The sequence below is a fragment of the Sorangium sp. So ce119 genome (assembly GCF_051524405.1).
GTDB lineage: Bacteria > Myxococcota_A > Polyangia > Polyangiales > Polyangiaceae > Sorangium > Sorangium cellulosum_G.
The window spans coordinates 6,529,255-6,554,889 of the sequence record NZ_CP150310.1; the positions used below are offsets into that span (position 1 = coordinate 6,529,255).

Sequence of the window (25,635 nt, forward strand, 5' to 3'; positions counted from 1 at the left end):
CTCGACCGCCGCCGGGCGCATGACGCCCCTCGAGCTGCGATGCCGCTACTGGATCGCGCCGATCCTGTCGAGGAAGTCGTTGTAATCGTCGATCTTGCCCGCCGGAATCATGTCGATGCCGGTGTTGACGGTGCTATCGCCGTCCATCAGCGGGGCGAGGATCTCCTTGGTCCCCTCGAGACCGATGGTCTTGATGCCGTAGAGGATGTAGGGCACGAGGTAACCCTGATAGTACTGCCGCTGTGTGTGTGTGGCCTTGATGCGCCCCTCGCGCATGTACTCGACGGTCTTCGGATCGAAGTCGAACGCGACGATGGGGATACCCGGTGCGCCCGCGACGTCGGCGCCCATCACGCACCTGTACGAGATGTTGAACAGGCCGACGATACCGAGGACGGGCGGGTCCGCCGCCCCGATCAGGAATTGTATCGTGTCGACGTCGGCGGCCTCCTCGGCGTTGAAGATGGCGTCGCTCACCAGGGGCGTGTAGCCGGCGGCCTCGATCTCCTCCCGCGCCCCCTGCGTTCGATTGTGCCCGTCCACCCAGGATGGTGAGGAGGCGCCGTGGATGAGCACGGTGCCTGGCGGCGGGGGCAGCATCGCGAGCAGGGTCTTCGCTGCGGTGGCCCCGGCAGACTTGTTGACGGTTCCGACGTAGAGCGAGCGCTTCGAGGTCGGCACGTCGCCGTCGAGCGTCACCACGTGGGCCCCCTCCGCGACGGCCTCATCCATCGCGGCTGCGTTCGTGTCATCGTAGGGCGAGATGCCGATCCCTTCGGCGCCGTCCACCACCGCCTGCTTGATCTGCTGGTTCTGGATTTCCTGCGATGTCGTCGTATCGGTCGACTGGGCAGTGGGCCCGAGCACGTTTCCCGTGACCTCGAGCTCACCCATCGCCCGGTTCGCACCCGTGGCGATCGGCGCGAAGAAGCCGGTGAGGTTCTTCAGCAGGACCACCATCTGCATCGGCTCGACCGTGCCCTCATTGACCCTGGCAATGAGGTTATCGATCGTCGCCTCGAGCTGCGCGGGCCTGAATTCGTTCTCTGGCGTTGGCGCCCGATCGATGCGTGGGATCTCCGTTCCCGCGCCGTCGCTCGATCCACACGCCGCCGTCGTCATGATGAGCCCGAAGACCGCCATCCAGCATCGTCCAACCGTGGTCATGAGACCTCCTCGTCGGTGGTTCGATCCATCGCGCGCGGTACTCCCGTGAGAGTCCATCCTGCAGCGAGATGCCTCCGCGAGCGCGACACCAAGCCAGGGACGCAGATCCCACGTGCAGCCCGGTTTCCATACAGCGCACGCATCGCCTGCGGTGCGCGAGCCCCGTGTGGTCCTGCGGAAGCGATGCAGAAACGGCGTCCCGGCGTCCATACCCGATCTTTCTGGTTACAGCGTCCGGGGTCGAGCTGTCAAGTGACAGGAGAACAATCGACGAGTGGTGGAATTGGGATCCGGGGGAATGTGAGCTGCCGAGGTAAGCGCGCTTTGCAAAACGCGCACGAGCGGCGCCGACCTGCCCAGCGCGTGATCGCGGTTACATGGGTTGCCGGCGCCGTCCACGCCTCGACGCTGCGATGGAAGGCGAAGAGGGCGCAGAGGCATCGGTCGTCGATGCCCTCTGCGCCCTCTGCCGCGTCGTTACCTCGAGATCGCGGCGCGCTGCCTGGTGCAGCGGCCGCTCCGCCCGACCGTTACCGGCCGAGGAAGTTCATGAGCCAGGACATGGCCGGCCGCATGGTCCCGTTCGAGTGCTGGATACCGGTGTTGTCCCGCCACGTGGCGCCGACGATGTAACCCCAGAGGGTGATGCCGGGGACGGCCGGGTGGTTCCAGAACATCTGGAACTGCTCCTCCATCACCCGCTTCTGCTGGTTGTCGTCCGCGATGCCGATGTCGTACTCGGTGATGTACACGGGCTTGCCGAGCGCGGCCATCTTGTCGATGTACGACTTCACGGTGCTGGTGTTGATCTTGTAGGCGTCGTGGGCCTGGGCGCCGAGGGCGTCGACCGGGGCACCTGCGTTGATCACCGCCCGCGCGATCCTCATGAAGTTCTGGTGATCGTTCTCGTACTCGATGTTGTTGTAGTCGTTGAGGATCAGGACCGCGTTCGGGCAGTACTCGCGCGCCCACTTGAAGGAGTTGACGATCCAGTCCCAGCCGCTGGCGCCGTCGCCGCCGATGCCATTCTTGTACGACGGCGTGGTGTGGGGCGGCGGCTCGTTGACCACGTCGATGTACTTCGTGTCCGGGTAGCGCGCGCAGAACGACCGCATCCAATCCTTCACGGCCGCCTGCTGCTCCGACCCGGAGAGGCCCGCGAGCCAGCTCGGCTGCTGGGCGCCCCAGACGAACACGTGCTGCTTGAAGACGACGTTGTTCGCCTTCGCGTAATTGTAGATCCGGTCGAGCGCGGCCCAGTTCTTGTTCCCGCGGGTCCGCTCGACGGCGTCCCACTTGCCCTCGTTCTCGGGCGTGATCTGGTTCCAGTACCTCGAGAAGCCGTCGCGCACGGCGCCGCTGGTCGTGATGTTGCCCACGAACTTCGCGCCCGTGGCGCCGCCGCCACCGCCCGCGCCGCCGCCGCCGCCGGCGCCGCCACCGCCACCCGCGCCGCCGGAGCCGCCCGTGCCCGAGCTGCTGGAGCTGCTGGCGCTGCTGGAGCTGCTGGAGCTGCTCGAGCTGCTGCTCGTTCCGCCCCCCCCGGTCCGGAACGAGAACTTCTGGTTTGCGCCGTTCGCCCAGCCCCACTGCTGGAGGCCTGCGCCGTCCCCGCTGCCGCCAACGTCCAGGGACTTGCCGCTGTGGCGCGCCGTGACACGCACGCCCCCGGAGACGTCCGTGAGCGACCACTGCTGGTTCTGCCCGTTCCAGCAGGAGTATTGCTGGATGCGGGCGCCGTCGCTGGTGGAGGAGCCCGAGACGTCCAGGCACCGGTTGCTGGCTACATTGCGGATGCGGTAGTAGCTGCCGCCTGCCGACTCCACGCGGAACTGTTGTCGCGTCGAGCCGTTGCAGGTGGCGATCTGCAATCCCGCTCCGTCAGCGGTGCTGCCTCCAGCCACCTCGACGCATTTTCCGCTCTGCGCGCCGACGATCGTGTAGGTCGCGCTCCCATCGATCGAGATGGCGCCCTCGAGCGACCCCTCCTCCTCGGTCTCGGCGTCGTACGCCTCCTCGGGGTCGATGACGCACGACACGGCGAGGATACCCGTCGCCGCCGCAAGCAAGGCATGCTTCGTTCCAAATCTCATCGTGTTCTCCTCGTGTGCTAAGTAAGTGAAACGCGGACTGTTCTACGGCTCGACGCTGCCCTTGCGTGCCTCGGGGCCGCTCGCCGCGCGCTGAAGGCTCCCGAGGTGCCACCGCGCTGGCCATTGCCGCTGCGGATGAAGCTCGCTCAATTTGCGCGCGGAGCGGATAAGTTCGTTCTGTGCGCTCCGGGCAGCGCCGTCGCATGTGTCCGCCACGACCGAACGAACAGGGTCGGTGAAGAATTCGATCTCGATGACGGAGATCCCGGTGCTCATGACGACTCACTCAGGGCAAAGTCGAAGAATGAGGCGGGATTGTGAACGCTCACATCAAGAATGTCAATTCCGATCTTCCGCCCGCCACGCCGAGAAGAAACATCCTTGAAGCACTCGACCCCGGGCCGCCTCGTCGCTGGGGGAGACGGCAGCAGGTCCGCGGCGTGAATCGCACCTTGTACCCCGGTGTGGCAGCGGGCGTCGCGTAATCGGGGCTGCGGGCCGGGTGAGGCGGCGTTCGACGACCTCCGCGCTGGTGTCGCTGCTGGCTCGGCGTAGGATGGGCGCATTGCGAGGCAGACTGGATGGCGCCCATCGTTCCCGACAAGAAGAAGATCAAGAGCTTCCCTGACGACGCCGCGTTCGAAGCGTGGCTGGCCGCAAACCACGCGCGGGAGACGGAGCTGTGGCTCCGGATCTACAAGAAGGACTCCGGCGTGCCGACGGTGACCTACGCGCAGGCGCTCGACGTGGCGCTTTGCTGGGGGTGGATCGACGGGATCAAAAAATCCCTGGATGAATCCTCGTTCTTGCAGCGGTTCTCGCCGCGCAAGGCGAGGAGCGTCTGGAGCCAGATCAACCGCGGCCATATCGCCCGCTTGACGGCCGCGGGGCGCATGACGCCGCACGGGCAGCGGCACGTGGACGCGGCGAAGGCCGATGGTCGCTGGGATGCGGCGTACGCGCCGATCCGCAGGGCGACCGAGGCCACCCTCCCCGACGACCTTCGCGCAGCGATCGAGGCGAACCCACGGGCGCGTGAGACGCTCCAGACGCTGGGGCGTCAGAACCTGTTCGCGCTGGCGTTCCGCACGAACAACATGAAGACGGACGCGGGTCGCGCGAAGAAGATCGCTGCGCTGGTGGCGATGCTGGCGCGCGGTGAGACCATCGTGCCGGAGAGGCCGAGACAGTCGAAGGCGACCCGGCCCGCTACAGAGTGAGTCGCTGTTTGACCACCTGAGTCCACCTCACGACGCAGCAGACCGCGGCTTCGACGCGCCCGCCCGCCCGGCCGAGCTCGACATCGATCAGCCGCCCTTGCAGACGTCGGCGCAGGTGCCCGTCGCGTCGACACACGCGGAGGATGCGCAGTCCGAATCGGAGGAGCAGGGCGCGCCGGCGGCGCCGAGCGGCGCGCACGTGGCGCCATCGCACGTCGCGCCGGCCGCGCAGTCCTGGTCCGACGCGCATGGACCGCCCGCCTGCTCGCGCGCCTGGCACGTGCCGTCGTCGCCGCAGCGAAGCTCCGCCTGGCATTCGAGGCTTCCCTCGCACGACTCGCCCGCGGCGAGCCGTGGCGCGCACGTCCCCGCGTCGGGCGGCGAGGGCTGGTCGCACCGGAGCGCCTCGTCACAGTCGAACGCCGACGAGCATGGCTCTCCGGCCAGCGCGCTCGCTTTGCACGCCGACACCGTCTGCCCGCTCGCGTCGGTGGTCCGCACGCAGCGGTCCCGGGCGCAGTCCCAGTCCGAGCCGCACGTCCCGCCCTCGGGTACGGAGCCGTCCCACACATCGAGGCAGGATGGCGTGTACTCGCCGTTCACACCCAACAGCACACCCACGATCTGAAGTTCGGCGCAGGGGGCTGCGTCCACCTCGGCGAGGCATGCCGCCGCCTTTTCCGGGACGAAGGTGCCGTTCACCTCGCCTCCGCCGGTGACGGCAAGGAGGATCGCTTCCAGCTCCGAGGCGCACGCGTCGGCGGAGCTCGCGTCCAGGCCATGCGCGGCCCGGGTCGCCGCGTCGCAGCAGGCGAACGTGCGGTCGCACAGGGCCTTCGCGTACCTGGGTATGAAATCGCTGTCTGTCGGCTCCTGGCCTCCGTTGCTCGCCGGTGGCTCGTCGTCCTCGCATCCGGGCACAGCGGACATCGCGACGGCGACGGCCGACAGGAGCGTCGCGAGCAAGACATGTCGATGGGTGCGCATGAAGAACCTCCTCGTTGGATCTTACATCGACCCGGGGGGCCGCCGCGACATCCCACCCCGGCGCCATCCCGAGGTCGGCGAACGCGAGCGCAACGGGGCAACCGGGCTCGACGGCTCGCCGCGCCGGCTCCGCAGCAGAGCGCGGCGATCGGCGTGAACATTCCTTGTCGGTGTCCTGGAGCTCCGGAGAGAGCGCGTGAGACGCCCGGCAAGTCGGGCGTGCGTTCCCGTGGAGTTCGTGCAAGTGTCGCTCCGATGCAGATCCGCTCCTTTTCTCCTCATCCGTCCGTGAACCTACTTTGCGTCTCGATGCTCCTCGCCATCCCTCTCGCCGCCGGCTGCGGCGATGACAGCGGCGGCGAGGGCGCGACGAGCTCGACCGGCGGCACGGGTGGGGAGGGCGGCGGCGCGACGAGCTCGAGCGCCTCGACGACGAGCGGGAGCGCGGGCGGCGGTGGAAGCATGGAATGCGGCCCCGACGTGGACGCGCCCGAGGAGGTGCTCGCCGGCGATACCGATCCAGAGGCCGGGGTGTTCACGCTGGACGAGGCGCTGGCCGAGCTCCCGGAGGGCCCGGGGCCGCTGCGCGCGATCATCGAGACCGACAAGGGCGCGCTCACCTGCGAGCTCTTCCCGGAGCAGGCTCCGAACGCGGTCGCCAACTTCGTCGGGCTCGCGCGCGGGCGCCGGCCCTGGCTGGACCCGGAGACCGGCAGCTGGGTGAAACGGCGGTTCTACGACGGACTGACCTTCCACCGGGTGATTCCGGAGTTCATGGCGCAGGGGGGCGATCGGCTCGCCAACGGCGAGGGCTGGCCAGGGTACGAGTTCGCCGACGAGATCTCCGCGCTGAAGCATCGAGCGGGGACGCTGGCCTATGCCAATGCCGGGGCGGACACGAACGGGAGCCAGTTCTACGTCACGGAGGTGGCGACGGACTGGCTGGACGGCGCGTACACGATCTTCGGCCAGTGCGCGCCGGTCGAGGTGGTCACCGAGCTGACGCATGTCGAGACCGGTGCGGACGACAAGCCGCTCGTGGAGCTGGGCCTGAACAAGGTGACGATCACCCGCTGCGCGCCGTGAGAGGCGCTCACACCACGGCGCGCGCGAACTGTCCCGGCGTGATGCCGACGATGCGCTTGAAATGCCGGTTGAGCTGGCTCTGGTTGTACAGGCCGACGCGCGCTGCGATCTCGGACGGCGGCACGCCTCGCGCGAGGAGCGCTCGGGCGCGACCGATCCGCAGTTGCGTCACATAGGCATACGGCGTCACGCCGAGCTGGTCGCGAAACGCGCGGATGAGCTGGAACTTGTCGAGCCCGACGTGCAGCGCGATCTCGTCGAGGGAGAGCGCGGTGACGAAGCGCTCGCGGATGAGCTCGAATGCGCGGCGCAGGGGGGCGCCCCAGGCGTACGGGCGTCCGCGCTTGGCGTGACCCGGACTGGTGAGCGCGACGACGGAGCGCAGCGACTCCGCGAGCGCGGTCTGGAGCGCGAGGGGCTCGGCGTCGCCCTCGTGGACGAGCGCGTGCAGGGTGAGGAGCGGCGCGCCCTCGGGCGCTCCGCGCTCGAAGAACAGGCTTGGCGGGGGCGCGAAGGGCCGGCCTCCGAGCGACAGGCGCGCTTCGTTGACCAGCGCGTCGTTGAAGAGCACCGCCTGGAAGCGCGCCGGCCCATCGCGTCTCTCCTCGCGATGCACCTCACCCGGGAGCATGAGCGCGAGCGCGCCCGGCCTCGCCGTCCAGGTGCGCCCGCGCGCCCGCCACTCGCTTTGGCCGGCCGTGAAGGAGACCGAGGCGAAGCGGTCCTTCACGGAACGGTGGCTCCGGGCATCGCTGCGGCAGCGGGCCACGGTCACGCCGGAGAGCGCCTTCGGTTGCACGATCTCGATGCGCAGCGGATCGTCCGGATCGCAGGCTGGCAGTGCGCTCGGCATGCCCCGGATCCTAGTGGGCCAATGCGCGCTGCGCCAGGCCCGTTTCCGTGGATCGCGCGCTGCGCGGGTCCTGTCAATTTTGCCCAAGCCGCGCCGGCGGAGGGTGGACATCCTCCGTCCCGAGGTCGCGGGCACGGCCTGTCGTTCATCAGGCCCACAGATCCGGAGCGAATCCTATGGGACGGTTGCAAGACAAAGTCGCGCTCATCACGGGTGGAAACATGGGAATCGGCAAGGCCGCAGCGCTGTTGTTCGCCCAGGAGGGCGCCAGGGTGGTCATCGCCGCGCGCCGGGTGGCCGAGGGCGAGAGGACGGCCGCGGAGATCGTCGCCCGAGGGGGAGAAGCCATCTTCGTTCCGACGGACGTGTCGCGCGCGGCCGACTGCGCCGCCATGGTCGCAGCCGCCGTGAAGAGGTACGGGCGGCTCGACGTCGCGTTCAACAATGCAGGCGTGGAGCAAGTCATCAAGAGCGTGCCCGAGCTCGAGGAGGACGAGTGGGATCGGGTGATCGACATCAACCTGAAGGGCGTCTTCCTGTCGATGAAGTTCCAGATCCCGGAGATGCTCAAGGCCGGCGGGGGCGCGATCGTCAACACGTCCTCCGTCGGAGGCCTCGTGGCGACGCCTGGTCTGTCCGCGTACGTGACGTCGAAGCACGGCGTCATCGGGCTGACCAAGGCCGCGGCCATCGACTTCGCGGCTCGCAACGTGCGGGTGAACGCGATTTGCCCTGGGGGCACGCACACGGCGATGTTCGACAGGTGGATAGAGGATCGGGCCGTGGAGCAACGAGTCCTCGCGAGCCACCCGATCGGCCGGTTCGCGGATCCGATCGAGCCGGCTCGGGTGGCCCTCTTCCTGGCGAGCGACGAAGCGTCGTTCGTGACCGGGGTCGCCCTGCCCATCGATGGCGGGCTCGTCGCGGCCTGACACGGCCGCTGGGTGGACGCGCCGCCGAGCGGCTTCGACGCAGGCGAACTGGATCTGTGCTGCGACGGCCGCGGAAGCCCGAGTCGTCTCGACGAAGCGGATCACGTCGGATGTTCCTTTGCCTGTCCGGTAGCTCGGGCACGACGACCTTCATCGCCATCGCAACGGTTTCTCTGCCTCGCCCGGTGCGTTGGCGTTCGAGGGAGCCCTGCGCCGGGTTCATGGACAGCAGCGGAAGGCACAACCGGATGGGGCTGGGCCCCCCTACCTCTCCCAAGCCTGGTTCCTTGGACCCACGGGTCCGGTTCCGGCAGCGCGTACGGTTGGCACGAAAGAAGGGCTCGGTGGTGGCGTGGATCGCAGCCGAGAACGCGAAGGGGCACACCTGTGCGCGTGGGTGCGGCAAGCTGATCCGCATCCTTCCCTCGCACCACTCGCAGGGCATCCCCCGCTACCTGCGCGCACATCACCCCATGGCCATGACCATGGAGACCCGGCATATAAAGGAGAGCGGGCTCCTGACCTCGACCGCCGTGGCCCGGATGCTCCGCATCGGTGAAGACGACGCTCCGGCGGATCGAGGGCACGCTCTTCGAACCCGTCCCTCGTCAGGGTAGCCGGAAGATGCGGGTATTCACCCCCCGCGCAGGTCGACGTCCTGCGGAAGGTGCTCCGGGACAAGACCCGCCTCGGCCCGAAGCCGGAGCTCGTCGGGCTCGAGGAGCTGGCGCGTCGCGCGGCGTGCTCCATGCAGACCATCCGGAGACGGCTCGGCAGGGGGCTGCCTCCTGGCCGGAAGCTCTCCCAGGGGCCCCGTGCCAAGTGGGGCTTCACGCCAAAGGAGGCGAAGAAGATCGTCGCCTGGGTGAAGCGGAACGTCCGAAGGAGGCGGCGGCGAGCGCAAACTCGCCAATGACAGGGTGTCCACCTTCGCGGAATAGCCAAAGCGCTCGGAGCGCTCGCTCTACTCGCACAGTATGCGACATGGATCTACTGAGCTTGCTCGGCCATTTATGAGATGGCTTCTACCTAGGATCGCAATCGCCCCAGTATCCGCTAGACGAGCAGTGTATTACCCCTGGGCGGCACGTGCGCACAATTGGGCACTCTTCATCTGTAAAGCACTCATCATGGCCGTAATAGCAGCATTCGGCCATGGCTGTGTCCCCGGGCTGACATTCATATCCATCGAATGGGCAACTCTTGTGGGCACCGTCACACTCGCTCACAGTATCGGACTCGCCATCCAACGGATAGCAGACAGTACCATAAGGCTTGACAACGTCGCGGGGGCAATTCTTGCTGCTTCCGTTGCATACCTCCGCGGCATCGCACTCGCCAGCTGCTCGACGGCAGACAGTGCCAACCGCGAAAGCATCGCTAGGACAGTTCTTGCTGGTACCGTTGCAATACTCCGGGCTATCGCAGGGCCCCTCCATGCAACGGCAGGTTACCCCCGCGGGCGCCACCCTGTCGGGCGGGCATACCGCGCTGGTGCCGGTGCAGGTCTCCGCCGCATCGCAGAGGCCCGAGGCATCACGGCACACCTTGCTCGACGACGCAACGGCGTCGACAGGACAGTTCTTGCTGCTGCCGTTGCACATCTCCGCAACATCACACTCGCTTGCTGCCGGACGGCACACCGCGCTCGACGACTTCACGGCATCGATAGGACAGTTCTTGCTGCTGCCGTTGCAGTACTCTGGGATATCGCAGGGCCCGTCGATCCAGCGGCAGGTTGCCCCTGCAGGCGCCACCTTGTCGGGGGGGCATTCCGCGCTGATGCCCGTGCAGGTCTCCGCCGCGTCGCACAGGCCCGACGCCACACGGCACACAGTGTCAGCAGGAAGCGGAGAGCAGATCCCTTCCCGGCCAGGCACATCGCACGCCTCGCAGTCGTCCGGTGCCCCGTCGCCACAGGCACTGCCGCAGCACACCCCATCGATGCAGTGCCCAGTCGAGCACTCGTTATCCCCGCTGCAATGCTCGGCTGGCCGCTTTCTCTCGATACATTCGTCATCATGGCAGTATGCTGCAGACGCACAGTCGCCATCGTCTTCGCATGTGGTATTGCAGGTAAGCGTCCCACATGCATACGGGTAGCACAGCGCCTCGTATACAGAGTCCGTGCATCCGACGCACGCGCCCTCCCCATCGCAGAACATCCCCGGGGTCAACGGGCACGGGAAGCCGGCCGGAAAGTTTTCGTGGACAACTCTGTCCACGTCGCAGCTGTCGTCCGTGCACTCCCTTCCGTCATCGGGTCGGTCGCGATCGTCAGGCCTCTCCCTCCACCGTCGTATCCCGGTACATTCGATCTGCTTGCAATCACCTTGAATTTGTTGGTCCGGGGGAGCTGGCCCCGGCGCGCCCGTAGCGCAGAGGTCGCCCTTCGACGTCGCGGAGACGTGGGCGGTGTCCGGCGCAGGACAGTCCGAGGGCGCTCCACAGGCGTGCGTCTCGGCGATGCGATGCGTCGCCGGAGCGCCCCCCTCCAAGCCGACCCTCCCGGCGTCGAGGCCGCCTCCACCGGCGGCGGGCGCGTCCTCCCCCATCGTCCGCATGCCGTGGCTCACGCCGTTGTCCTGCTCTCCTTCAGGATCAAGTGCGGAGAGGCAGCTGGCCGATGCCGCGATGGCAAGCACCAGCACGAGCATCCTGCGCCGCAACCTCCCCGTCACAATCCCGTCATGAGTACCCTCGCGCCTACGGGGCGCTCCTCTCGTGCTGCTCATCACGACGCTCCTCGTCATCTTTCAACCGTTCCCCGTGAGAATATTCCGCGCGAAGCCATTCCGATCTGTCAAGAATTTTCGGCGGCGCCCTATCGTCAACACGACGCTTGCCGCGCAACTCACTGCTCCGCCAGCAAGTTCAGCAGATCCAACGGGTTCACTGCTTCGTGTACGATCATTCACACCACGTTGGTGAGTACATTGCCGTGCAGCCGCGTAGTTCCACGAGGAATGAGGACGGAAAACACGCCTGGGATGCCCCGTACAAGGCGTCCTCCATGGGTCATCTCCGGGATGCGCACGCGCGGAGCGACCGGATCGTGGCGCCGGAACGATCGGACATACTCTGTCCAGAGCCGGTTGACGGCGGACACGCTCGGCGGTTTGATGTTCGTGATGAGCACCAACGAGTTCCCCCTTTCCGAGCTCACGGCAACAATGATGCGAGAGGTCTTCTCGTCGATCATCGACTCCGCCGTCGAGCAGACCGATGCCTACGTCGAGCTCGCGACGCGTGTCGGCGTCCCCATCGGCGCCTACCAAGGAAAGCTCCTCGGCATCACGTCGGCCGAGCAGGTAGCGACGGCGCAGAAATATATCCGGGAGGTCCTCTTCCCCCTGCTCGCACTCCCTCCGCCAAGCACGCTCCCCGACGCCATAGCAACCGACGATCAGGGCAGACAGGTCCTCGGCGAGCACTTCCGCGCCGTGGTCGCGGTTGTGCCTGGCCCTGCCGGCGCGACCGAGGTCACCATTCTCGACGCGATGAGCGGCGGCAGCCCTTCCTGGCGTCTCTCGACCGGTCTCCTAGCGGAGTTCGCGATCGAGAAGCTCAAGCAGGAGTCCGCGAGTGAGTACAACAAGCTGCGCGCGATGCTCGGCGCCGGCATGCAGAACATCGTCGTCACCGGGGGAGAGCTGACCACGAAGGTGACCATGCAGCTCAGCACACCGGGAGACGCCGAGCCTGCCGCTGCTACGCAGCAGCAGGAGGAACTCGCGCGGCGCAGGGTCGTGAGCTCGGCAAGGCAGCAGCGCGCCAGGCTCGCTCGCACGGCGGACACAGTCGCGCCTTCCGCGAGGAACGCGCAGATGGCGTCGAGAAAGGCGCAGAGCACGCTCGCCAAGCTCGCTTCCAGTACGCTCGGGACGACGGGGGTCCGGGTCCGGCTGCCCAGCGAGGAATTGGCGGCAGCCGGACGCAGCGCAGAGCTCTTCGGCAGCGTTAAACTGGAGTTCCGAACTGGAATCTTCCCCGGACTCTCTGCCCCACCGGCCGCTCTCCCCGCTGCAGCGACCAAGCCGAGCGCTCCCCCACCTTTCCCGCAATGGACGCCCGTCGCTGACATGGCGACCCCGCGGGGTTCCTGCGCCGCGATTCGGCTCGGCAACGGTCAGGTCCTGATCGCAGGGGGCGATAACGACACAGGGTTGATCGACACGGCGGAGATCTACGATCCGACCGCGCGCGCCTGGCTAAGCGCAGGCGCGCTCCTCGCGCCGCGCATCGCCCCGGGTATCGCGCTCCTCCCCAGCGGCCGGGTGCTCGTCATCGGCGGCCTTGGTGGGCCGGGGTACCTCGCGACGACCGAGCTCTACGATCCCACGACCAGCACGTGGTCGGCCGGACCAACCATGGGCGTGGGGCGAGGCTTCGCCACCACGACCGTATTGCGGGACGGAAGGGTGCTCGTGGCCGGTGGAACCAACGGCAGCAACGGCCTGGCGACCGCAGAGCTCTATGATCCAGCCGCGAATACATGGTCCTCTGCGGGCTCCATGGCCGTGGCGCGCTGGAATCACACCGCTGTCATGCTGCCCAGCGGCAGGGTTCTGGTAACGGCTGGCTCTGGCAACGGCGGTACCGTCCTCGCCTCCGCGGAGCTTTACGATCCGGTGGCGAACACCTGGTCTCCTGCGGGTGCACTGGGCACCCCGCGGTACAGCCACAGCACGGTCATGCTTGCGAGCGGCAAAATCCTCGTCGCCGGCGGCCTTGACGGCCGTGACGGTGACCTCCTCGCCATAGAGCTGTATGATCCCTCCACGAACAGCTGGACCTCCGCCGCGCCGCTCGGCATCGCGCGCGCCCTGTTCTCGCTCACTCCGCTCCCCGACGGGAGGATCCTTGCCGCCGGAGGCGCATCCAACCGTAGCCGCGCGACCGCGAGCGTCGAGCTCTACGATCCCGCCGCAAACGCGTGGTCTCACAGTACGCCCATGCTCGATGCGCGCTGCGGCCACGCCACGGTCGTCCTGAACAACGGCCAGATCCTGGTCGCCGGCGGCGTAGGGCTCGATGACCAGATCCTTGCACGAGCTGAGATCTGCTCCAGCTGAGTGCCACGCGAGTTCGCGCACGCTGACTCCTCGACGAGCTGTCAAGGAGGAACGCCTCGGCGCGCGCCGGCTCGAGGCGCCGCGATAAATCTCCCCGAACACTTACGCCAAACTGATGATATCACGCGATTCAATTCACCTGTCGATGGGACCGTTTCATCATCGCGGCGCATCTATCATCCATTGATGACATCAACGGCATCACAACGACGTTCAGCGCCCGCCCTTGAGATTGACTCCTGGTACCCGCGTGACATGATCCTATCGATGTGAGCGCAGCACGTTTGTCCAGCTGGGCCACATCGGTGTTCGTATCCCGTAATGGTCGGGGAGCTCGCTCCGAGGAGAGCCACCCTGCCAGGTATGCTGCGTCCAGTGCCTCGGAGAGAAAGAGAAATACAAATGGCTTCGGTAGCGATCGCCAAACTTGAGAACTCGGCCACGGGGAAGGCGCTGGATGCCGTGGTTAGGGGGACGGCGGTGCTTGACTCCTTCGTCGACTTCACCACCAACCTCGTCGAGGACGTGTTCAACGCGCTTACCAATTCGTCCATCGATCAGCTCGAGGCTTACGGGGAGCTGGTGGCGAAGGTCTCCGGCACCCTGGCCGATTACCAGGCCAGGACGGTAGGAGACCTGGACGCCGCCGCGGCGGGCTATATCAATGACGTAGTCCTCGCGTCGTTCAGCCCGGCGAACACGACGCCGCCGAAGGTCTTGTACGAAGGCGGCACCCTCAGCCAGAACCCCACCGGCACTAGTCTCACGTTCGACGTCGACCACGCCTCTGCCATCAAATCGCTCTTCGTTAACATATACGCGCCGCGCGGTGCGAGCGGAGCTGACATCCTGATCGACCACCTCATCGACGAATACATCGACGCGCAGGCGAACACGACGACAATCGTGCTCAACACGAGCGACGTCCACTCCTTCGCGAAGGAGAAGATCAGGCGCGATGTAAAGACGTCGTACGACACGCTCGTGACCATCCTCAAGCTCGGGATGCAGAAGCTCGTCGTCACGGGCGGCCAGATCAGCACCAAGCTCACCTTTCACGTTGAGTCCCAGGAAAGCGACGAGCTCAGCTCGACGGTGACCCAGGTCGACGCGTCGCAGAAGTCGTCGAGCTTCAGCTATGGTCTGAGCGCAAGCTACGGGAGCAGGCTGGCGCGCTTCGCCGGCGCTCGAAGCTTCGGGGCACGCGGCTCGCTCGGGGGCGGCAGGTCGAAGTCGAGTTCGAGCATGAGAGTGAGCGTCGTCAACGAGAAGCACACCGCGGCGACGTCGCTTAGCGTCGACGTCGTAGGCGCCGTGCAGATCAACTTCCGCTCCGACTTCTTCCCGGCGTTCGACCCGGCAGCAACGACGACGCCCACGACGGCCAGCGCAACGCCGGCCTGAGCGGAGGAGAGCCGCTGTGATGACGACCGACCTAGCTCACTTCGTCGTGGAGCTTCTGCGCGAGCTGGCGAAGGGCCAGTCAGGCGTTGTAGCGCCCGCCGGCAGCGTGGGCGAGGTCCCGTTCTCGATCGATCGTCTCGAGCTCCACATCCCCGTGGAGCTTAGCGTTGCTATAGCTGCCGCGCCGGCGCCCGAGGCGTTGCGCATCCTGGTGCGATTCCCCGATGCGGCACGGCCGGCGGCGGAGCGGCAGCGCACGCGCGCGACGCTCATGCTGGTCCTTACGACAGGCTGACGAGGTATTCTGTGAGCGCTAACGATTTCCCCCTCTCCGAGCTCGCGAACACCATGATGCGCGAGGTCTTCAAGGCGATCGTGGACTCGGCGATGGAGCAGAGCGAAGCCTATGCCGAGCTCGCGGCCAGCGTGGGCGTGCCACTCGACGTCTACCAAGGCAGAGCCGCCGGCTTCACGGCTGCCGAGCAGCAGGCGACGGCGCGGCAGTACGTCATCGATATCATCTGCCCCCTCCTATCCATCGCGCCGCCGAGCTCGCCCGCGGAGCTCCCAAGCGCCGTCGCAGTCGACGATGCCCAGAGACTCCTGCTCATCGAGCACTTCCTCGGGGTCGTCGCCTCCGTCGCGCTCACGAAGGATCCGCCCGAGGAGCGCACCATCGACAGCGCGATCGCAGGCGCTAGCCCCTCCTGGTCCATCGGCCAGGATCTGCTCCTCCAGTTCACGACCGCGAAGATGAAGCTCGACGCTAAGAGATCCTACGAGAAACTACGAGCCCTCCTCAGCGCGGGAATGCAGCGGGTCGTGGTCACCGGTGGACAGCTGTCCACGCGGGTGAGCATGTACGCGAGCAGCCCGAGCGCCGGCGCAAACGACTCGACATCGCCGGGCGGCGCCGCGTCCGGACAGGGAGGCGCCGGATCCTCGCTCGGCCTCCGTGTGCGGTTGATCGACGATGCAGCGGCGTTGACGCGGAGCGTGGATCTCGTCAGCTCGGTCAAGATCGACTTCAAGACCGGCACGTTCCCGCCGCTCGATTTGCCGAAATAGATCACTCCTTATTCAGGGCTCCGTGCGCGCTGCCATGATGATCGGCGCGACCGTTGCATCAAGGCACAACACCTCGAAGAGAGGGCTCGCGTTATGACCTGGTTCCTCATTGACGACATGATCTCCACCCTGCAGGACATCCTGATTGACGTGGAGCAGGCGGACGCCGACAAGCCTCGCGCGGGCTCGGTGCGCTACGCCGTGGCGGAGTTCAAGCTCGAGTTCCCGGCGCAGGTATACAGCAAGAACGGCCAGGTGCTGCTACGGATCCCCAGCCCTGAGGACAATGACTTAATCGGCCCTGAGTACCTGTCGCGATTGACGCTGGCGCTCAACCCGAGCGCGAAGACGTCCGGCATCGATCGCGCGCCCGTGCCTCCATCCTGGGCGAGCGCGGAACTCGACCCGACCGAGAGCCTTTACGGAGTAGGGGGGACGGGGGCGGAGGTCATCTGCGCCGTGGGCACGAGCGGCACGATCCTGCGTTCGTCCGACGGCGGCGTGACCTGGGCGCGGCAGAGCTCTGGGACCACCCAGCAGCTTAACGGCGTCTGGGGCAGCGGCCCCGGTCTGGTGGTCGCGGTGGGGGCCGGCGGGACGATCCTGCGCTCCACGGACGACGGCGAAACCTGGACGCCGCAGGCATCGGGAACCACACAGCAGCTCAACGCCGTCTGGGGCAACGGCGCGGGCAGGATCTACGTCGCCGGTGCGAGCGGCACGATCTTACGATCCTCGGACGGGGGCATCACCTGGTCTTCCAGGAGGAGCCGCACCACGCAGCACCTAAACGCCGTCTGGGGTCACGGAGCAGACACTGTCTACCTCGCCGGCGCGAACGGCACGATCGTGGGCTCCACCGACGGGGGCGAGAACTGGTGGGAGCAGCTGAGCGGGACAACACAGCACCTGTTCGGGCTCTGGGGATCGGGGCCGACGGACATCTATGCTGTCGGGCCGAGCGGCATAATCCACTTCGCAGGGGGCCAGACGTGGACGGAGCAAGCGAGCGGCACGAGCTGGAACCTCCATGCCGTGTGGGGCTCCGGACCGAACGACGTGTACGCGGTCGGGGCGAACGGCACGGTCCTGCGCTCGAGCGATTACGGCGCGACTTGGACGCGGCAGCCGAGCGGCGTTCAGACCCGGCTTACGGGGCTCTGGGGGAGTGCGCCGGACAACATCCTCATCGTCGGAACTAACGGGACGATTCTGCAGGGGCCGATCGATGTCGTCGAGTAGACCAGGCGCACGGACGTTTCAGCGGCGCTGGTGATGCCGGTGGGGGCCCAGTGTCCCTGATCGTCCGCGTTGACGCGGTCGTCGTCCGCTCGACTGGCCGGATGGTCCGCATGGGCCTGGGCCCTCCGGCTCGACCGGAGCCTGGCGTACCCATCAAGAGCTGGTTATGCCTCTGCGCGGCGGTGATGCTGGGGCGACCTCCGCCCGGTCGCGGGTCCGTGGCGTGAATCGAACCTCAGAACCGGGCGCCGAGCGCAGCGGCGGCGCCGCCCGGCAAGGGGACGACGTGCACCGCGGCGGCGGCGGGCGCCGCCGGCATGGAGTCGCGCAGGAGGAGCGCGGCCACCGCGCCGCCGAGCGCCGCCACGCCGACGCCGAACGCGACGTTGGCGGCGATGACCTTGGTCCTCACCGCATCGACGTCCGCCTCGGCGCAGCGCGGCGCGCAGGTCGTCCGGAGGCGGTCTGCGTCGGCGCGCGCGCTCAGGCCGAGCGCCGCGTAGGCGACGCCCCCGGCGGCGGCGACGCCGCCGAGCGCGATGGGCAGGAGGAGCGAGCTCGCGGGCGGCGACGCGGCCTGGTCCTCGCGGGGCGCGATGGGGCCTCCGCCCGGCGTGGTCGCGCCTGCGCGCGCCGTGGCGGGCCGCGCGAGGCGGGCCGAGACGCGGCGCAGCTTCTCGCCCTCGCGCACGACGAGCCGCAGCGCGACGGGAGCGCTGCCCGCGCGCTCGAAGCGGAGCACGTGCTCGCCCGGGTCGACCTCGACGGCCTTGCCGTCCAGGCGCGCGGCGAGGGGCGCGCCGTCGAGGGTCACCTGCACGTCGGCCACGTCCTGGCCCTGCTCGTCCTGCGCGCTCAGGATCAGCGTCGGGACGCGCGCCGTGACGTCCGAGAGCCAGCCCGCGCAGTCCGACCGGACGAGCGCGGGACAGGCGACGGCGCCGCAGGCGATGAAGCGCGCGCGCGCGTCGCGCAGATGGCCGTCGTCGCGCAGGCGCTGGCCCTCCTCGGAGGCCGTGAAGCATGCCTCGGCGTCGCCGGCGCGGGCGCGGGCGGGCTGGAGGTACGCGAGCGCCGCGATGGCGGCGGCGACGACGAGGGAGCGGCGAGCGGTGCGCTGGTTCATCCGGCCTCCGTCAGAAGCATTCGCGCTTGTAGCGCTTGTGACCCTGCCCATCGATGATGAACGGCGGATTGCACCCGTCGCGCGCCGGCGCGCGGCGCGGCAGCCGGCGCGCGCCGGCACCGGCGGCCGCGGTGGCCGGCGCGGCCGCGGTGGCCGATGTGGCGGGCGCGATGGCGGCGGTGGCGGGCGCAGCGGGCGCGTCAGGGGTGGCGGCAACGGCCGATGCGGCCGCTGCAGCCGGCGCGCCGGGCGTCGCCGGCAGGCCCGCGCTCGACGCGGTGGGCGCGGGATGCGCGGTGCCCAGGAGCCTTCCTGCCGGCCGCGCACGCGCGGCGGCGGCGACGCCGGCCTTCGCGCGGGCGAGGGTCGGCGCCTCGGCGCGGGCGAGGCCGATCGCGGCGGCCGCGATCGCGAGCAGCGCGCCCGTCGCCGCGACCGCGGCCCAGGGCGGCCGATTGGCGGCCTGCAGCGGGCCCGCCCCGGGGCCCCCGGCCGCCGCCCCCACCTCGGTCTCGGTCCCCTTCCCCGCGCCCGCCGCCTCGCTCCCCGCCTCCGCTCCCGCGCCTGCCGCCTTCGCCTCGCTCCCCGCCCCCGCGGCCCCCGCCTCGCCCCCCGCCCCCGCGGCCCCCGCCTCGCCCCCCGCCCCCGCGGCCCCCGCCTCGCCCCCCGCCCCCGCCCCTCCCGGCTCGATCGCCGCGATCAGCGCCGCCCGCTGCGCCAGCGACTCCCCCGCGAGCGACGTCACCCAGTCGCCCACCTCCGAGGTCGACGCGGCGAGCCCCGTCTCCTCCAGCGCGAGCGCCATGGCGCGCGCGGTCGGGAACCGGTCCTCGGGGTCGCGCGCGAGCGCGCGCAGCGTGATCGCCTCGAGCTCCGGCGGCACCCCGGGCCGGCGCGCGCTCGGCGGATCCACGCCCGCTTGCAGCAGCCGCAAGATGGAGAGCGCCTCGCCGCGCCCCTCGAAGAGGCGCTCGCCCGTCAGCGTCTCCCACAGCACCACCCCGGCCGCGTACACGTCCGCGCGCCGGTCGAGCGGCTCGCCCGCGATCTGCTCGGGCGACATATAGGCCAGCTTCCCCTTGAGCTGCCCGTCGCGCGTGATCTGCGCGCGCCCCGCCGACTTGGCCACGCCGAAGTCGAGCACGCGCGCCACCCCGTCCTCGCCGACGAGCACGTTGTGCGGCGACACGTCGCGGTGCACCAGGTGGAGCGGCGCGCCGTCCTCCGCGGTGGCCTCGTGCGCCGCGTGAAGGCCGTGGAGCGCGCCGGCGAGCACCGCGCAGGCGACGCGCGGCGGCGGCGCGCCGCCCTCCCGCGTCGCCGCGCGCAGCAGGCGCGCCAGCGGCTCGCCGTGCACGTACTCCATCACGAGCAGCACCTCGCCGCCGCTCGACACCACGTCGATGGTCGAGACCACGTTCGGGTGCCGGATGCGGGCCGCGACCCGCGCCTCGTCGAGCAGCATGGCGACGAGCTCGGGATCCCGCACGAACTGCGGGTAGAGCCGCTTGATCGCGACGGTCCGCCGGAACCCGGCCGAGCCGAGCTGGCGGCCGAGGTGCACCGTCGCCATGCCGCCGGCCCCGATCTCGTCGAAGAGCAGGTAGCGGACGACGGCGAGCGCGCCGCCCTGGCTCCGGGCCTGCAGCATCGTCGCGACGATATCATGGCCGGGGCGCGCGCCGCGGCGACATGTCGGGTGGATCGCCGCGCGCGTGGTCCCCGGGAGCACCGCCGCGCGGCGCCCGGCCGCGCGTCAGGTGGACCGGCGCGCGCGCAGGATCTGGAAGTACCGCCGCGCGATGCCCGACGCGGCCGCCGCGCTCCGGACGTTGCCCCCGTGCTGCGCCAGCACGCGCTGCACGTAGCGCCGCTCGAAGTGCTCGACGATCCGCTCCCGCGCCCGCGGCAGCGGCAGATCGAGCGCGAGGATCTCCTCGATGATGTCGTTGGATGTCGCAGCCTCGGCGCCTTCGCTCTCCTCTGCGGACGAGGACGGGGGCACGGGCGTGGAGGGCGCCGGCGCCGACGCGGCGGACCCGGGCGCCGAGGCGGGCCCGCACGTCGACGCGGGCCCGGTCGCCGCGAGCCCCGGCGTCGACGCGGGCCCGGGCGGCGCGAGCCCCGGCGTCGACGCGGGCGCGCCCGCGGAGCTCACGCCGGCCCGGGTGGTCTCGATCGGCGCGGCCTCGCCGAGCGCCACGCGGCGCGCCACGGCGTTGTAGAGCTCGCGCACGTTGCCGGGCCAGTCGTAGTCCTCCAGCCGCTCGGCGAAGCCCTGGGGGAAGGGCGCGCCGCGCCCCGCGAGCTGCCGCCAGAAGTGGTGCGCGAGCACGGTGACGTCGCCCTGCCGCCGGCGCAGCGGCGGCAGCTCGATGCGGGCCACGGCGAGCCGGTAGAACAGGTCGTCGCGGAACCTCCCCGCCTGGATCTCGCGCTCGAGATCGCGCCGCGTCGCCGCGAGCACCCGGATGTCGACGCGGATCCACCGGTTCGATCCGACGCGCTGCACCTCGGATCGCTGGATGGCGCGGAGGAGCTTCGCCTGCAGGCCGAGGTCGAGATCGCCGATCTCGTCGAGCAGCAGCGTGCCGCCGTGCGCCTCCTCGAAGACGCCGCGGCGCGCCTCGTTCGCGCCGGTGAAGGCGCCGCGCTCGTGCCCGAAGAGCGCCGACTCGACGAGCGTCGGCGGCACCGCGGTGCAGTCGAAGACGACGAACGGCCCGGCCGCGCGCGCCCCCTGCTCGTGGATCGCCTCGGCGAGCACCTCCTTGCCGGTGCCCGTCTCGCCCTCGATGACGACGGGCACGCTCGAGCTCGCGAGGCGCTCGCACAGCGGGTAGAGCCGCCGCATCTCGTCGCTGGCGCCGACGAGCTTGCCGAAGCGCACGGCGCGCGGCAGCTCCACCGCCTGCGTGACGCCGAGCGCCTCGACGCGGAACACCGTCTCGCCGAGCCGGACGAGCTCGCTGCCCTGGAGGTACGCGTCGCCGACGCGGATCCCCTGCACGAAGGTGCCGTTGGTCGATCCGAGGTCGGTGACGCGGAGGCGCGGGCCGGCGAGCTCGAACGCGGCGTGGCGGCGCGAGACGAGCCGATCGGTGAGGGTGATGTCGCAGGCCGGGCTGGTGCCGGCGAGCGCGCGCGAGGGCAGCCCCGGCGCCACGACGAAGCGGCTCCCCTCGTCCGGGCCCGCCATGACGGAGAGGGCGAAGCTCTCGGCGGCGGCCGCGGCGGGGCGCAGCGGCTGCGGCACGAGCTCGGTGGAGGCGGCGTCGTCGTCGTTCCACGGGGGCATGGGCCCCCATCTCAGCAGGCCTCGGCGCCGGCGTCACGTCTCGTCGCGCCCATCCGCGACAGACGCTCTGCTGTCGACGAGGGCGACGTGCGTGGCCACGCGGGGGACGGCGATGGTTGCCATTTCAGACCACCTCCACGCCGCACCCTACCCCACGTGCGGAATCCTCTCCTCTGCAGCCATTTTCAGCGGAAAATTGAACAGGGAGGCGGGGAGTATTCGGAGATTTCTCGAGCGCAACCGTGTTGTCCTTCGCGGAGCGCGACCTCGACCAGAGACGACTCGTCTCTTGATTACCTCTCTCCGCGCTGCCCTCTTTTGGTCCTTCTCTCCGCGTCACAGGTGCTGGCCTTCGCGTCGTGGCGCGTTTATGAGCAGGGGCACGCGGCCAGCGTCGCACGCGCGCGGCCTCCGGGAGGGACCACCGCCATGAAGATCGTCGAAGAAGCCACCACATCGGCCGACGGGACGCGCATCGGGTGGGAGCGGCACGGGGCGGGCGAGCCCGTCCTCGTGCTCCACGGCGGCGCGCGCGCCGCCAGGCATTACCGCGCGCTGGCCGCCGCGCTCGCGGGCCGCTTCAGCGTCCTCGCCGTCGACCGGCGCGGACGAGGGCTCAGCCCGTCGCTCGGAGCCTGGCGCGGCATCGACACGGAGGTGGAGGACGTCGCCGCCGTGATGCAGGCCACCGGCGCGACGCAGATCTTCGGCCACAGCGGCGGCGCCATGGTGGCGCTGGAGGCGGCGCGGCGCCTGCCGGTGCGGCGGCTCGCGCTCTACGAGCCTCCCGTGTGCCTCGAGAAGTTCTTGCCGCTCGACTGGGTCCCGTCGTTCCGCGCCGCGCTCGACGCGGGGCACAGCGCGCGTGCCATGGCGATCTTCCTGCGAGGCCTGCGGATGGGGCCGCCGATCGAGCTCCCCGTGTGGCTGCTCGCGGTCCTCGCGCGCGTGATGCTGCTCGGCGCCGACGGCCGCGAGATGGCCGAGCTGCTGCACACCGTGCCGCGCGACCTCGAGGCGATCGGGTCGCTCGGCACCGACATCGCGCGCTACCGCGACGTGCGCTGCACGACGCTCCTCCTGGCCGGCGCCAGGAGCCAGGCGTACCTCCTGCAGGCCACCGCGCAGCTCGAGCGGACGCTGCCCGACGTCCGCCGCGCCGACATTCCGGGCGCCGACCACAACGCGCCCGACGTGCACGCGCCCGAGGTCGTCGCCGCCCACCTGACGAGCTTCTTCGACCCCGCGCCGGCGCCCTCGGCCGTCGCGGCCGCCGCCTCGGTCGGATAGCGGCCCGGGCCCGCTGGCTCCTCCCGTGCTCGCGCGCGAGACGGGCCGTCGCCGCTCAGGCAGAGCCGGTCCGCGTCACCGCTGTCTCTCCTCGCCCCTCACGCGCCCGCGGCGTCGATCAGCGCCCGCAGGAGCGGCGGCATCCGCCGCGCGTCGCACGGCGCCCGCACCGCCCTGCCCGCGACGACCGCGCTCAGGTGGCATGTGCTGGCCCGCGGGAGGTGATCCATCCAGTAGAGGTCGAGCCGGTCGTCGTGGGCGAGGCGACGCACCATCGGGTCGAGCGGCAGCATCAGCCCCTCGCGGAAGCGGGCCAGATAGACCACGTTCGAGAGGCGCACCGGCGAGTTCAGGCCGATCCGGCGCCGCGTCCCCGACGCGAACGGGCCTGTGTGATCGATGAACTCCACCGTCTGGAGATCGCCGTAGAGGTCCGGCTCCGTCTTCTCGACCGTCACCAGCGTCCACGCGCAGAGCGGCCGCTGCGCCCGGAGGAGCGCGCGCGTCATCTGCTCGAAGTCCGGCAGATCCGCGGCGGCGCGCGCCTCGGTGTAGTGGCCGTGCGCGAACTGGTTGCGCTCGGCCTGCATCAGGTTCGAGAGCGTCTCGAAGGTCTGGTTGTGCGACAGCTTGACGTCGAGCACCTCCCTCGCCATCGAGCCGATCGGGTCGTCGCGATCGCCGAACGCGCGCGCGGCCGTGCGCGCGAGCTCGCGCCACGCGCCGAGCGCCAGGCCGTCGCGCGTGCGCGTGCGCCCGTAGAAATCGAGCACGGCGCTCCATCCGGGCGGGGGCTCGCCAGCGCGGTGGACGCCGCCGCCGGAACCGCCCGCGCCGTGGCCACCCGCGCCGTGGGCGCCCGCGCCGCCGCTGCGCCCCGAGCCCGGGGGCGCGCTGCCGCCGCTGAAGAAGGCAGAGACGAGCACCGTCGCGATGAAGCGCCACGTGCCCTCGAGCACGTCGAACAGCATCTTCACCCGCTCGATCGCGCTCGACGCCCCGATCGCGGCCCGCACCCGCCCCGCGATCGGGTACGGCAGCCCGCCGCTCAGCGCCGAGAGCACGCCGTGCGGATCGCCGCACTCGCGCGAGATCTCCGCCGCCCGCGCGCCCGCGTCGAGGCCGTGCAGGAGCTCCCACGACAGGGTCCGCGCGAGCTCGACCCTGCCGTCGAGGATCGGCGGCCGCCCGTGCCAGTCGCACTGCACCGCGCTCGCCATCACGGCCGGATCCGCCCGGCGCGGCACGCACGCCGCGACGACGCCCGGCGCGAGCGGCGCCACCAGCGCGCCGGCCCCCGCGTGGCTCGCGATCACCGCGGCGAGCTCCTGCGCGAGCGCCCCGATCACGTGCGGCCCGACGCCGCCGAGCGCGCTCTGCTCCTCGATGCCGAACAGGACCGTCGCCCGGCGCCCGCTCTGCGACGCATCGATCACCTCGATCGTCGTCGCGAGCCGCGCGCCCGCCGCGCCGTCGCGGAGCTCGGCCACGCTCGGAGCCCCCGGGGCGCGGGCGCTTGCCGGCGCGGCGCGCTCGCGCTCCGCCGCGAGCGAGGCGACGGCGTGCAGGGCGAGCTCGACCTCGCGGCCGGCGACGTCCGCGTCCCCGGCGAGCGAGAAGTAGCCGCACGCGAACGCCCCGAGCCCCGCCGCCTCCGTGGCTTCCAGCGCGCGACGGGCCGCCGCGGCCGCCTCCGTCGCGCCGCCGCGCACGAGCACCACCGCCGTGCCGTCCGCGTCGCCGACCGGCAGCTCCGGCCACAGCCGGTGCACCGCGACAACGGCGGCGGCCACGCGCGACGCGGCGCCCGAGACCGGCGGCGCCGCCTCGATGGGCCGCAGCAGGACGAGCGCCCCCTGGCCCTTCCGCGACAGGAGCGACGCGCACTCCTGCTCCAGGCCGGCGCGCGCGAGCAGCCCCGTCGCCGGGTCCACCGCCCCGGCGGGGACCGACAGCGCGGCGTAACGGCGGTCGAAGAGCGTCGCGCGCATGCCCCCGACGCAGACGAACGTGCCGTGCACGAGCGGCGACTCCTCCCCGCGCGCGAGGTGCCGCGCGCCGACCTGCACGGGCACGCTGCACTCGTCGCGGCGGCGCAGCCACCAGCGCACGCCGTCGTGGCGCAGCGTGGCCGCGAGCCGCGACGCCACGTCGGGGTAGACGAGGTCGTTGCGCTCGTCGCCGACGCGCTCCGCGCGGCCGAGCCGCAGCACGCCCACCGGCTCGAGCCGGAGCTCGTGGAGGTACCCGTCGCGCCCCTCGATGCGCAGCCGATCCGGCGCCGCCACCTCGCCGCGCCACAGCGAGAACCCCGGCGACTGCGCGAGCCAGAGCGTCGCGCCGCCCGCCGTCACCGAGCGCAGCTCGGCCCCGGGCGCGCCCTCGGAGCCGCCGTGCGCGGCGGCCGGAGCGCCCTCGCCGGGCGGGATGCTCTCGCCGGGCGGGATGCTCTCGCCTGCCGGGAGGTCCCCGCCGCTGTCCCGTGCGCCCGTCACGCGTGCCTGTCCATGGTGATCCCGCGCGCCGCGCCGCCCGGGCGCCCGGCGGGCTCCTCGAACGATTACCGCACCGCGCCCCGGCAAATTCAACGCAAATTTCAACGCCGCTGCGCCGCAGCGCACCCATCGAGCGCCGCGCGCCCTCGCCCGCGTCGTCCCGCCCGCCGCAGCCGGGCGCGCGGCCGGCCGCGCCGCCGATGACCTCGTGATGCATCCATGCGTGGGCAGAACGCAGCCCGCGCGAGCCGTCTTCCCCCGAGAGGCACACGCGATCTGGACGACGTCTCTTTGGACCG

The 25,635-nt window shown here is 70.2% G+C and carries 18 protein-coding genes; 9 read left to right on the forward strand and 9 right to left on the reverse strand.

What is annotated here, in order from left to right:
• Positions 1-45 precede the first annotated feature (45 nt).
• From WME76_RS24590 to WME76_RS24600, 3 genes are all read right to left on the reverse strand, one after another.
• The gene (locus tag WME76_RS24590) at positions 46-1,167 is read right to left on the reverse strand and encodes a substrate-binding domain-containing protein (protein WP_437954718.1); all 1,122 of its coding nucleotides are present in this window, start codon (positions 1,165-1,167) and stop codon (positions 46-48) included.
• A gap of 530 nt (positions 1,168-1,697) precedes the next feature.
• Positions 1,698-3,260: an endo-1,4-beta-xylanase gene (locus tag WME76_RS24595; protein WP_437954719.1), complete on the reverse strand. Its 1,563-nt coding sequence runs from the start codon at positions 3,258-3,260 to the stop codon at positions 1,698-1,700.
• A gap of 42 nt (positions 3,261-3,302) precedes the next feature.
• Positions 3,303-3,536, reverse strand: a complete 234-nt coding sequence (locus WME76_RS24600; protein ID WP_437954720.1) for a hypothetical protein — start codon at positions 3,534-3,536, stop codon at positions 3,303-3,305.
• A gap of 305 nt (positions 3,537-3,841) precedes the next feature.
• Here WME76_RS24600 and WME76_RS24605 point away from each other — a divergent pair, with 305 nt between their 5' ends.
• Complete coding sequence (locus WME76_RS24605) at positions 3,842-4,480, forward strand: YdeI/OmpD-associated family protein (protein ID WP_437954721.1); 639 nt, start codon at positions 3,842-3,844, stop codon at positions 4,478-4,480.
• Between the two features lie 87 nt (positions 4,481-4,567).
• On the opposite strand, the gene WME76_RS24610 is transcribed toward WME76_RS24605, so the two are convergent.
• Complete coding sequence (locus WME76_RS24610; protein ID WP_437954722.1) at positions 4,568-5,467, reverse strand: hypothetical protein; 900 nt, start codon at positions 5,465-5,467, stop codon at positions 4,568-4,570.
• 288 nt (positions 5,468-5,755) lie between these two features.
• Here WME76_RS24610 and WME76_RS24615 point away from each other — a divergent pair, with 288 nt between their 5' ends.
• Positions 5,756-6,553 (forward strand): peptidylprolyl isomerase, encoded by a 798-nt coding sequence (locus tag WME76_RS24615; protein ID WP_437954723.1) that lies wholly within the window; start codon positions 5,756-5,758, stop codon positions 6,551-6,553.
• Between the two features lie 7 nt (positions 6,554-6,560).
• Here the strand turns inward: WME76_RS24615 and WME76_RS24620 are convergent, their stop codons facing one another.
• Positions 6,561-7,517 (reverse strand): helix-turn-helix domain-containing protein, encoded by a 957-nt coding sequence (locus WME76_RS24620; protein ID WP_437954724.1) that lies wholly within the window; start codon positions 7,515-7,517, stop codon positions 6,561-6,563.
• A gap of 65 nt (positions 7,518-7,582) precedes the next feature.
• Here WME76_RS24620 and WME76_RS24625 point away from each other — a divergent pair, with 65 nt between their 5' ends.
• The 6 genes from WME76_RS24625 (at position 7,583) to WME76_RS24650 (ending at position 17,127) form a co-directional block, all read left to right on the forward strand.
• Positions 7,583-8,338 carry an SDR family oxidoreductase gene (locus WME76_RS24625; protein ID WP_437954725.1) on the forward strand — a complete coding sequence of 252 codons (756 nt, stop codon included), beginning with the start codon at positions 7,583-7,585 and terminating at the stop codon, positions 8,336-8,338.
• Between the two features lie 3,131 nt (positions 8,339-11,469).
• Entirely contained in the window at positions 11,470-13,413 is a 1,944-nt protein-coding gene (locus WME76_RS24630; RefSeq protein WP_437954726.1) for a Kelch repeat-containing protein, read from the forward strand.
• Positions 13,414-13,815: 402 nt separating this feature from the next.
• Positions 13,816-14,817 carry a hypothetical protein gene (locus tag WME76_RS24635; protein ID WP_437954727.1) on the forward strand — a complete coding sequence of 334 codons (1,002 nt, stop codon included), beginning with the start codon at positions 13,816-13,818 and terminating at the stop codon, positions 14,815-14,817.
• A 16-nt stretch (positions 14,818-14,833) separates the two neighbouring features.
• On the forward strand, positions 14,834-15,112 hold the full coding sequence (locus WME76_RS24640; protein WP_437954728.1) for a hypothetical protein: 279 nt from the start codon (positions 14,834-14,836) through the stop codon (positions 15,110-15,112).
• Positions 15,113-15,123: 11 nt separating this feature from the next.
• Entirely contained in the window at positions 15,124-15,885 is a 762-nt protein-coding gene (locus WME76_RS24645) for a hypothetical protein (RefSeq protein ID WP_437954729.1), read from the forward strand.
• A 93-nt stretch (positions 15,886-15,978) separates the two neighbouring features.
• Complete coding sequence (locus tag WME76_RS24650; RefSeq protein WP_437954730.1) at positions 15,979-17,127, forward strand: WD40/YVTN/BNR-like repeat-containing protein; 1,149 nt, start codon at positions 15,979-15,981, stop codon at positions 17,125-17,127.
• A gap of 235 nt (positions 17,128-17,362) precedes the next feature.
• Here WME76_RS24650 and WME76_RS24655 read toward each other — a convergent pair whose 3' ends face one another.
• From WME76_RS24655 to WME76_RS24665, 3 genes are all read right to left on the reverse strand, one after another.
• Entirely contained in the window at positions 17,363-18,253 is an 891-nt protein-coding gene (locus tag WME76_RS24655) for a hypothetical protein (protein WP_437954731.1), read from the reverse strand.
• 10 nt (positions 18,254-18,263) lie between these two features.
• Positions 18,264-19,904 carry a serine/threonine-protein kinase gene (locus WME76_RS24660; RefSeq protein WP_437954732.1) on the reverse strand — a complete coding sequence of 547 codons (1,641 nt, stop codon included), beginning with the start codon at positions 19,902-19,904 and terminating at the stop codon, positions 18,264-18,266.
• 105 nt (positions 19,905-20,009) lie between these two features.
• Positions 20,010-21,551 (reverse strand): sigma 54-interacting transcriptional regulator, encoded by a 1,542-nt coding sequence (locus WME76_RS24665; protein WP_437954733.1) that lies wholly within the window; start codon positions 21,549-21,551, stop codon positions 20,010-20,012.
• A gap of 429 nt (positions 21,552-21,980) precedes the next feature.
• Here WME76_RS24665 and WME76_RS24670 point away from each other — a divergent pair, with 429 nt between their 5' ends.
• Positions 21,981-22,841, forward strand: coding sequence for an alpha/beta fold hydrolase (locus WME76_RS24670; RefSeq protein WP_437954734.1), 861 nt, complete (start codon positions 21,981-21,983; stop codon positions 22,839-22,841).
• Between the two features lie 98 nt (positions 22,842-22,939).
• Here the strand turns inward: WME76_RS24670 and WME76_RS24675 are convergent, their stop codons facing one another.
• Positions 22,940-25,336, reverse strand: coding sequence for a hypothetical protein (locus tag WME76_RS24675; protein WP_437954735.1), 2,397 nt, complete (start codon positions 25,334-25,336; stop codon positions 22,940-22,942).
• Positions 25,337-25,635: the final 299 nt, after the last annotated feature.

Excerpts from the sequence above, each read along its gene's own strand:
- WME76_RS24590 (WP_437954718.1), bottom strand. The coding sequence starts at position 1,167 with ATGACCACGGTTGGACGATGCTGGATGGCGGTCTTCGGGCTCATCATG.
- WME76_RS24595 (WP_437954719.1), bottom strand. The coding sequence starts at position 3,260 with ATGAGATTTGGAACGAAGCATGCCTTGCTTGCGGCGGCGACGGGTATC.
- WME76_RS24600 (WP_437954720.1), bottom strand. The coding sequence starts at position 3,536 with ATGAGCACCGGGATCTCCGTCATCGAGATCGAATTCTTCACCGACCCT.
- WME76_RS24605 (WP_437954721.1), top strand. The coding sequence starts at position 3,842 with ATGGCGCCCATCGTTCCCGACAAGAAGAAGATCAAGAGCTTCCCTGAC.
- WME76_RS24610 (WP_437954722.1), bottom strand. The coding sequence starts at position 5,467 with ATGCGCACCCATCGACATGTCTTGCTCGCGACGCTCCTGTCGGCCGTC.
- WME76_RS24620 (WP_437954724.1), bottom strand. The coding sequence starts at position 7,517 with ATGTCCACCCTCCGCCGGCGCGGCTTGGGCAAAATTGACAGGACCCGC.
- WME76_RS24625 (WP_437954725.1), top strand. The coding sequence starts at position 7,583 with ATGGGACGGTTGCAAGACAAAGTCGCGCTCATCACGGGTGGAAACATG.
- WME76_RS24630 (WP_437954726.1), top strand. The coding sequence starts at position 11,470 with ATGAGCACCAACGAGTTCCCCCTTTCCGAGCTCACGGCAACAATGATG.
- WME76_RS24635 (WP_437954727.1), top strand. The coding sequence starts at position 13,816 with ATGGCTTCGGTAGCGATCGCCAAACTTGAGAACTCGGCCACGGGGAAG.
- WME76_RS24650 (WP_437954730.1), top strand. The coding sequence starts at position 15,979 with ATGACCTGGTTCCTCATTGACGACATGATCTCCACCCTGCAGGACATC.
- WME76_RS24655 (WP_437954731.1), bottom strand. The coding sequence starts at position 18,253 with ATGAACCAGCGCACCGCTCGCCGCTCCCTCGTCGTCGCCGCCGCCATC.
- WME76_RS24660 (WP_437954732.1), bottom strand. The coding sequence starts at position 19,904 with ATGCTGCAGGCCCGGAGCCAGGGCGGCGCGCTCGCCGTCGTCCGCTAC.
- WME76_RS24665 (WP_437954733.1), bottom strand. The coding sequence starts at position 21,551 with ATGCCCCCGTGGAACGACGACGACGCCGCCTCCACCGAGCTCGTGCCG.
- WME76_RS24670 (WP_437954734.1), top strand. The coding sequence starts at position 21,981 with ATGAAGATCGTCGAAGAAGCCACCACATCGGCCGACGGGACGCGCATC.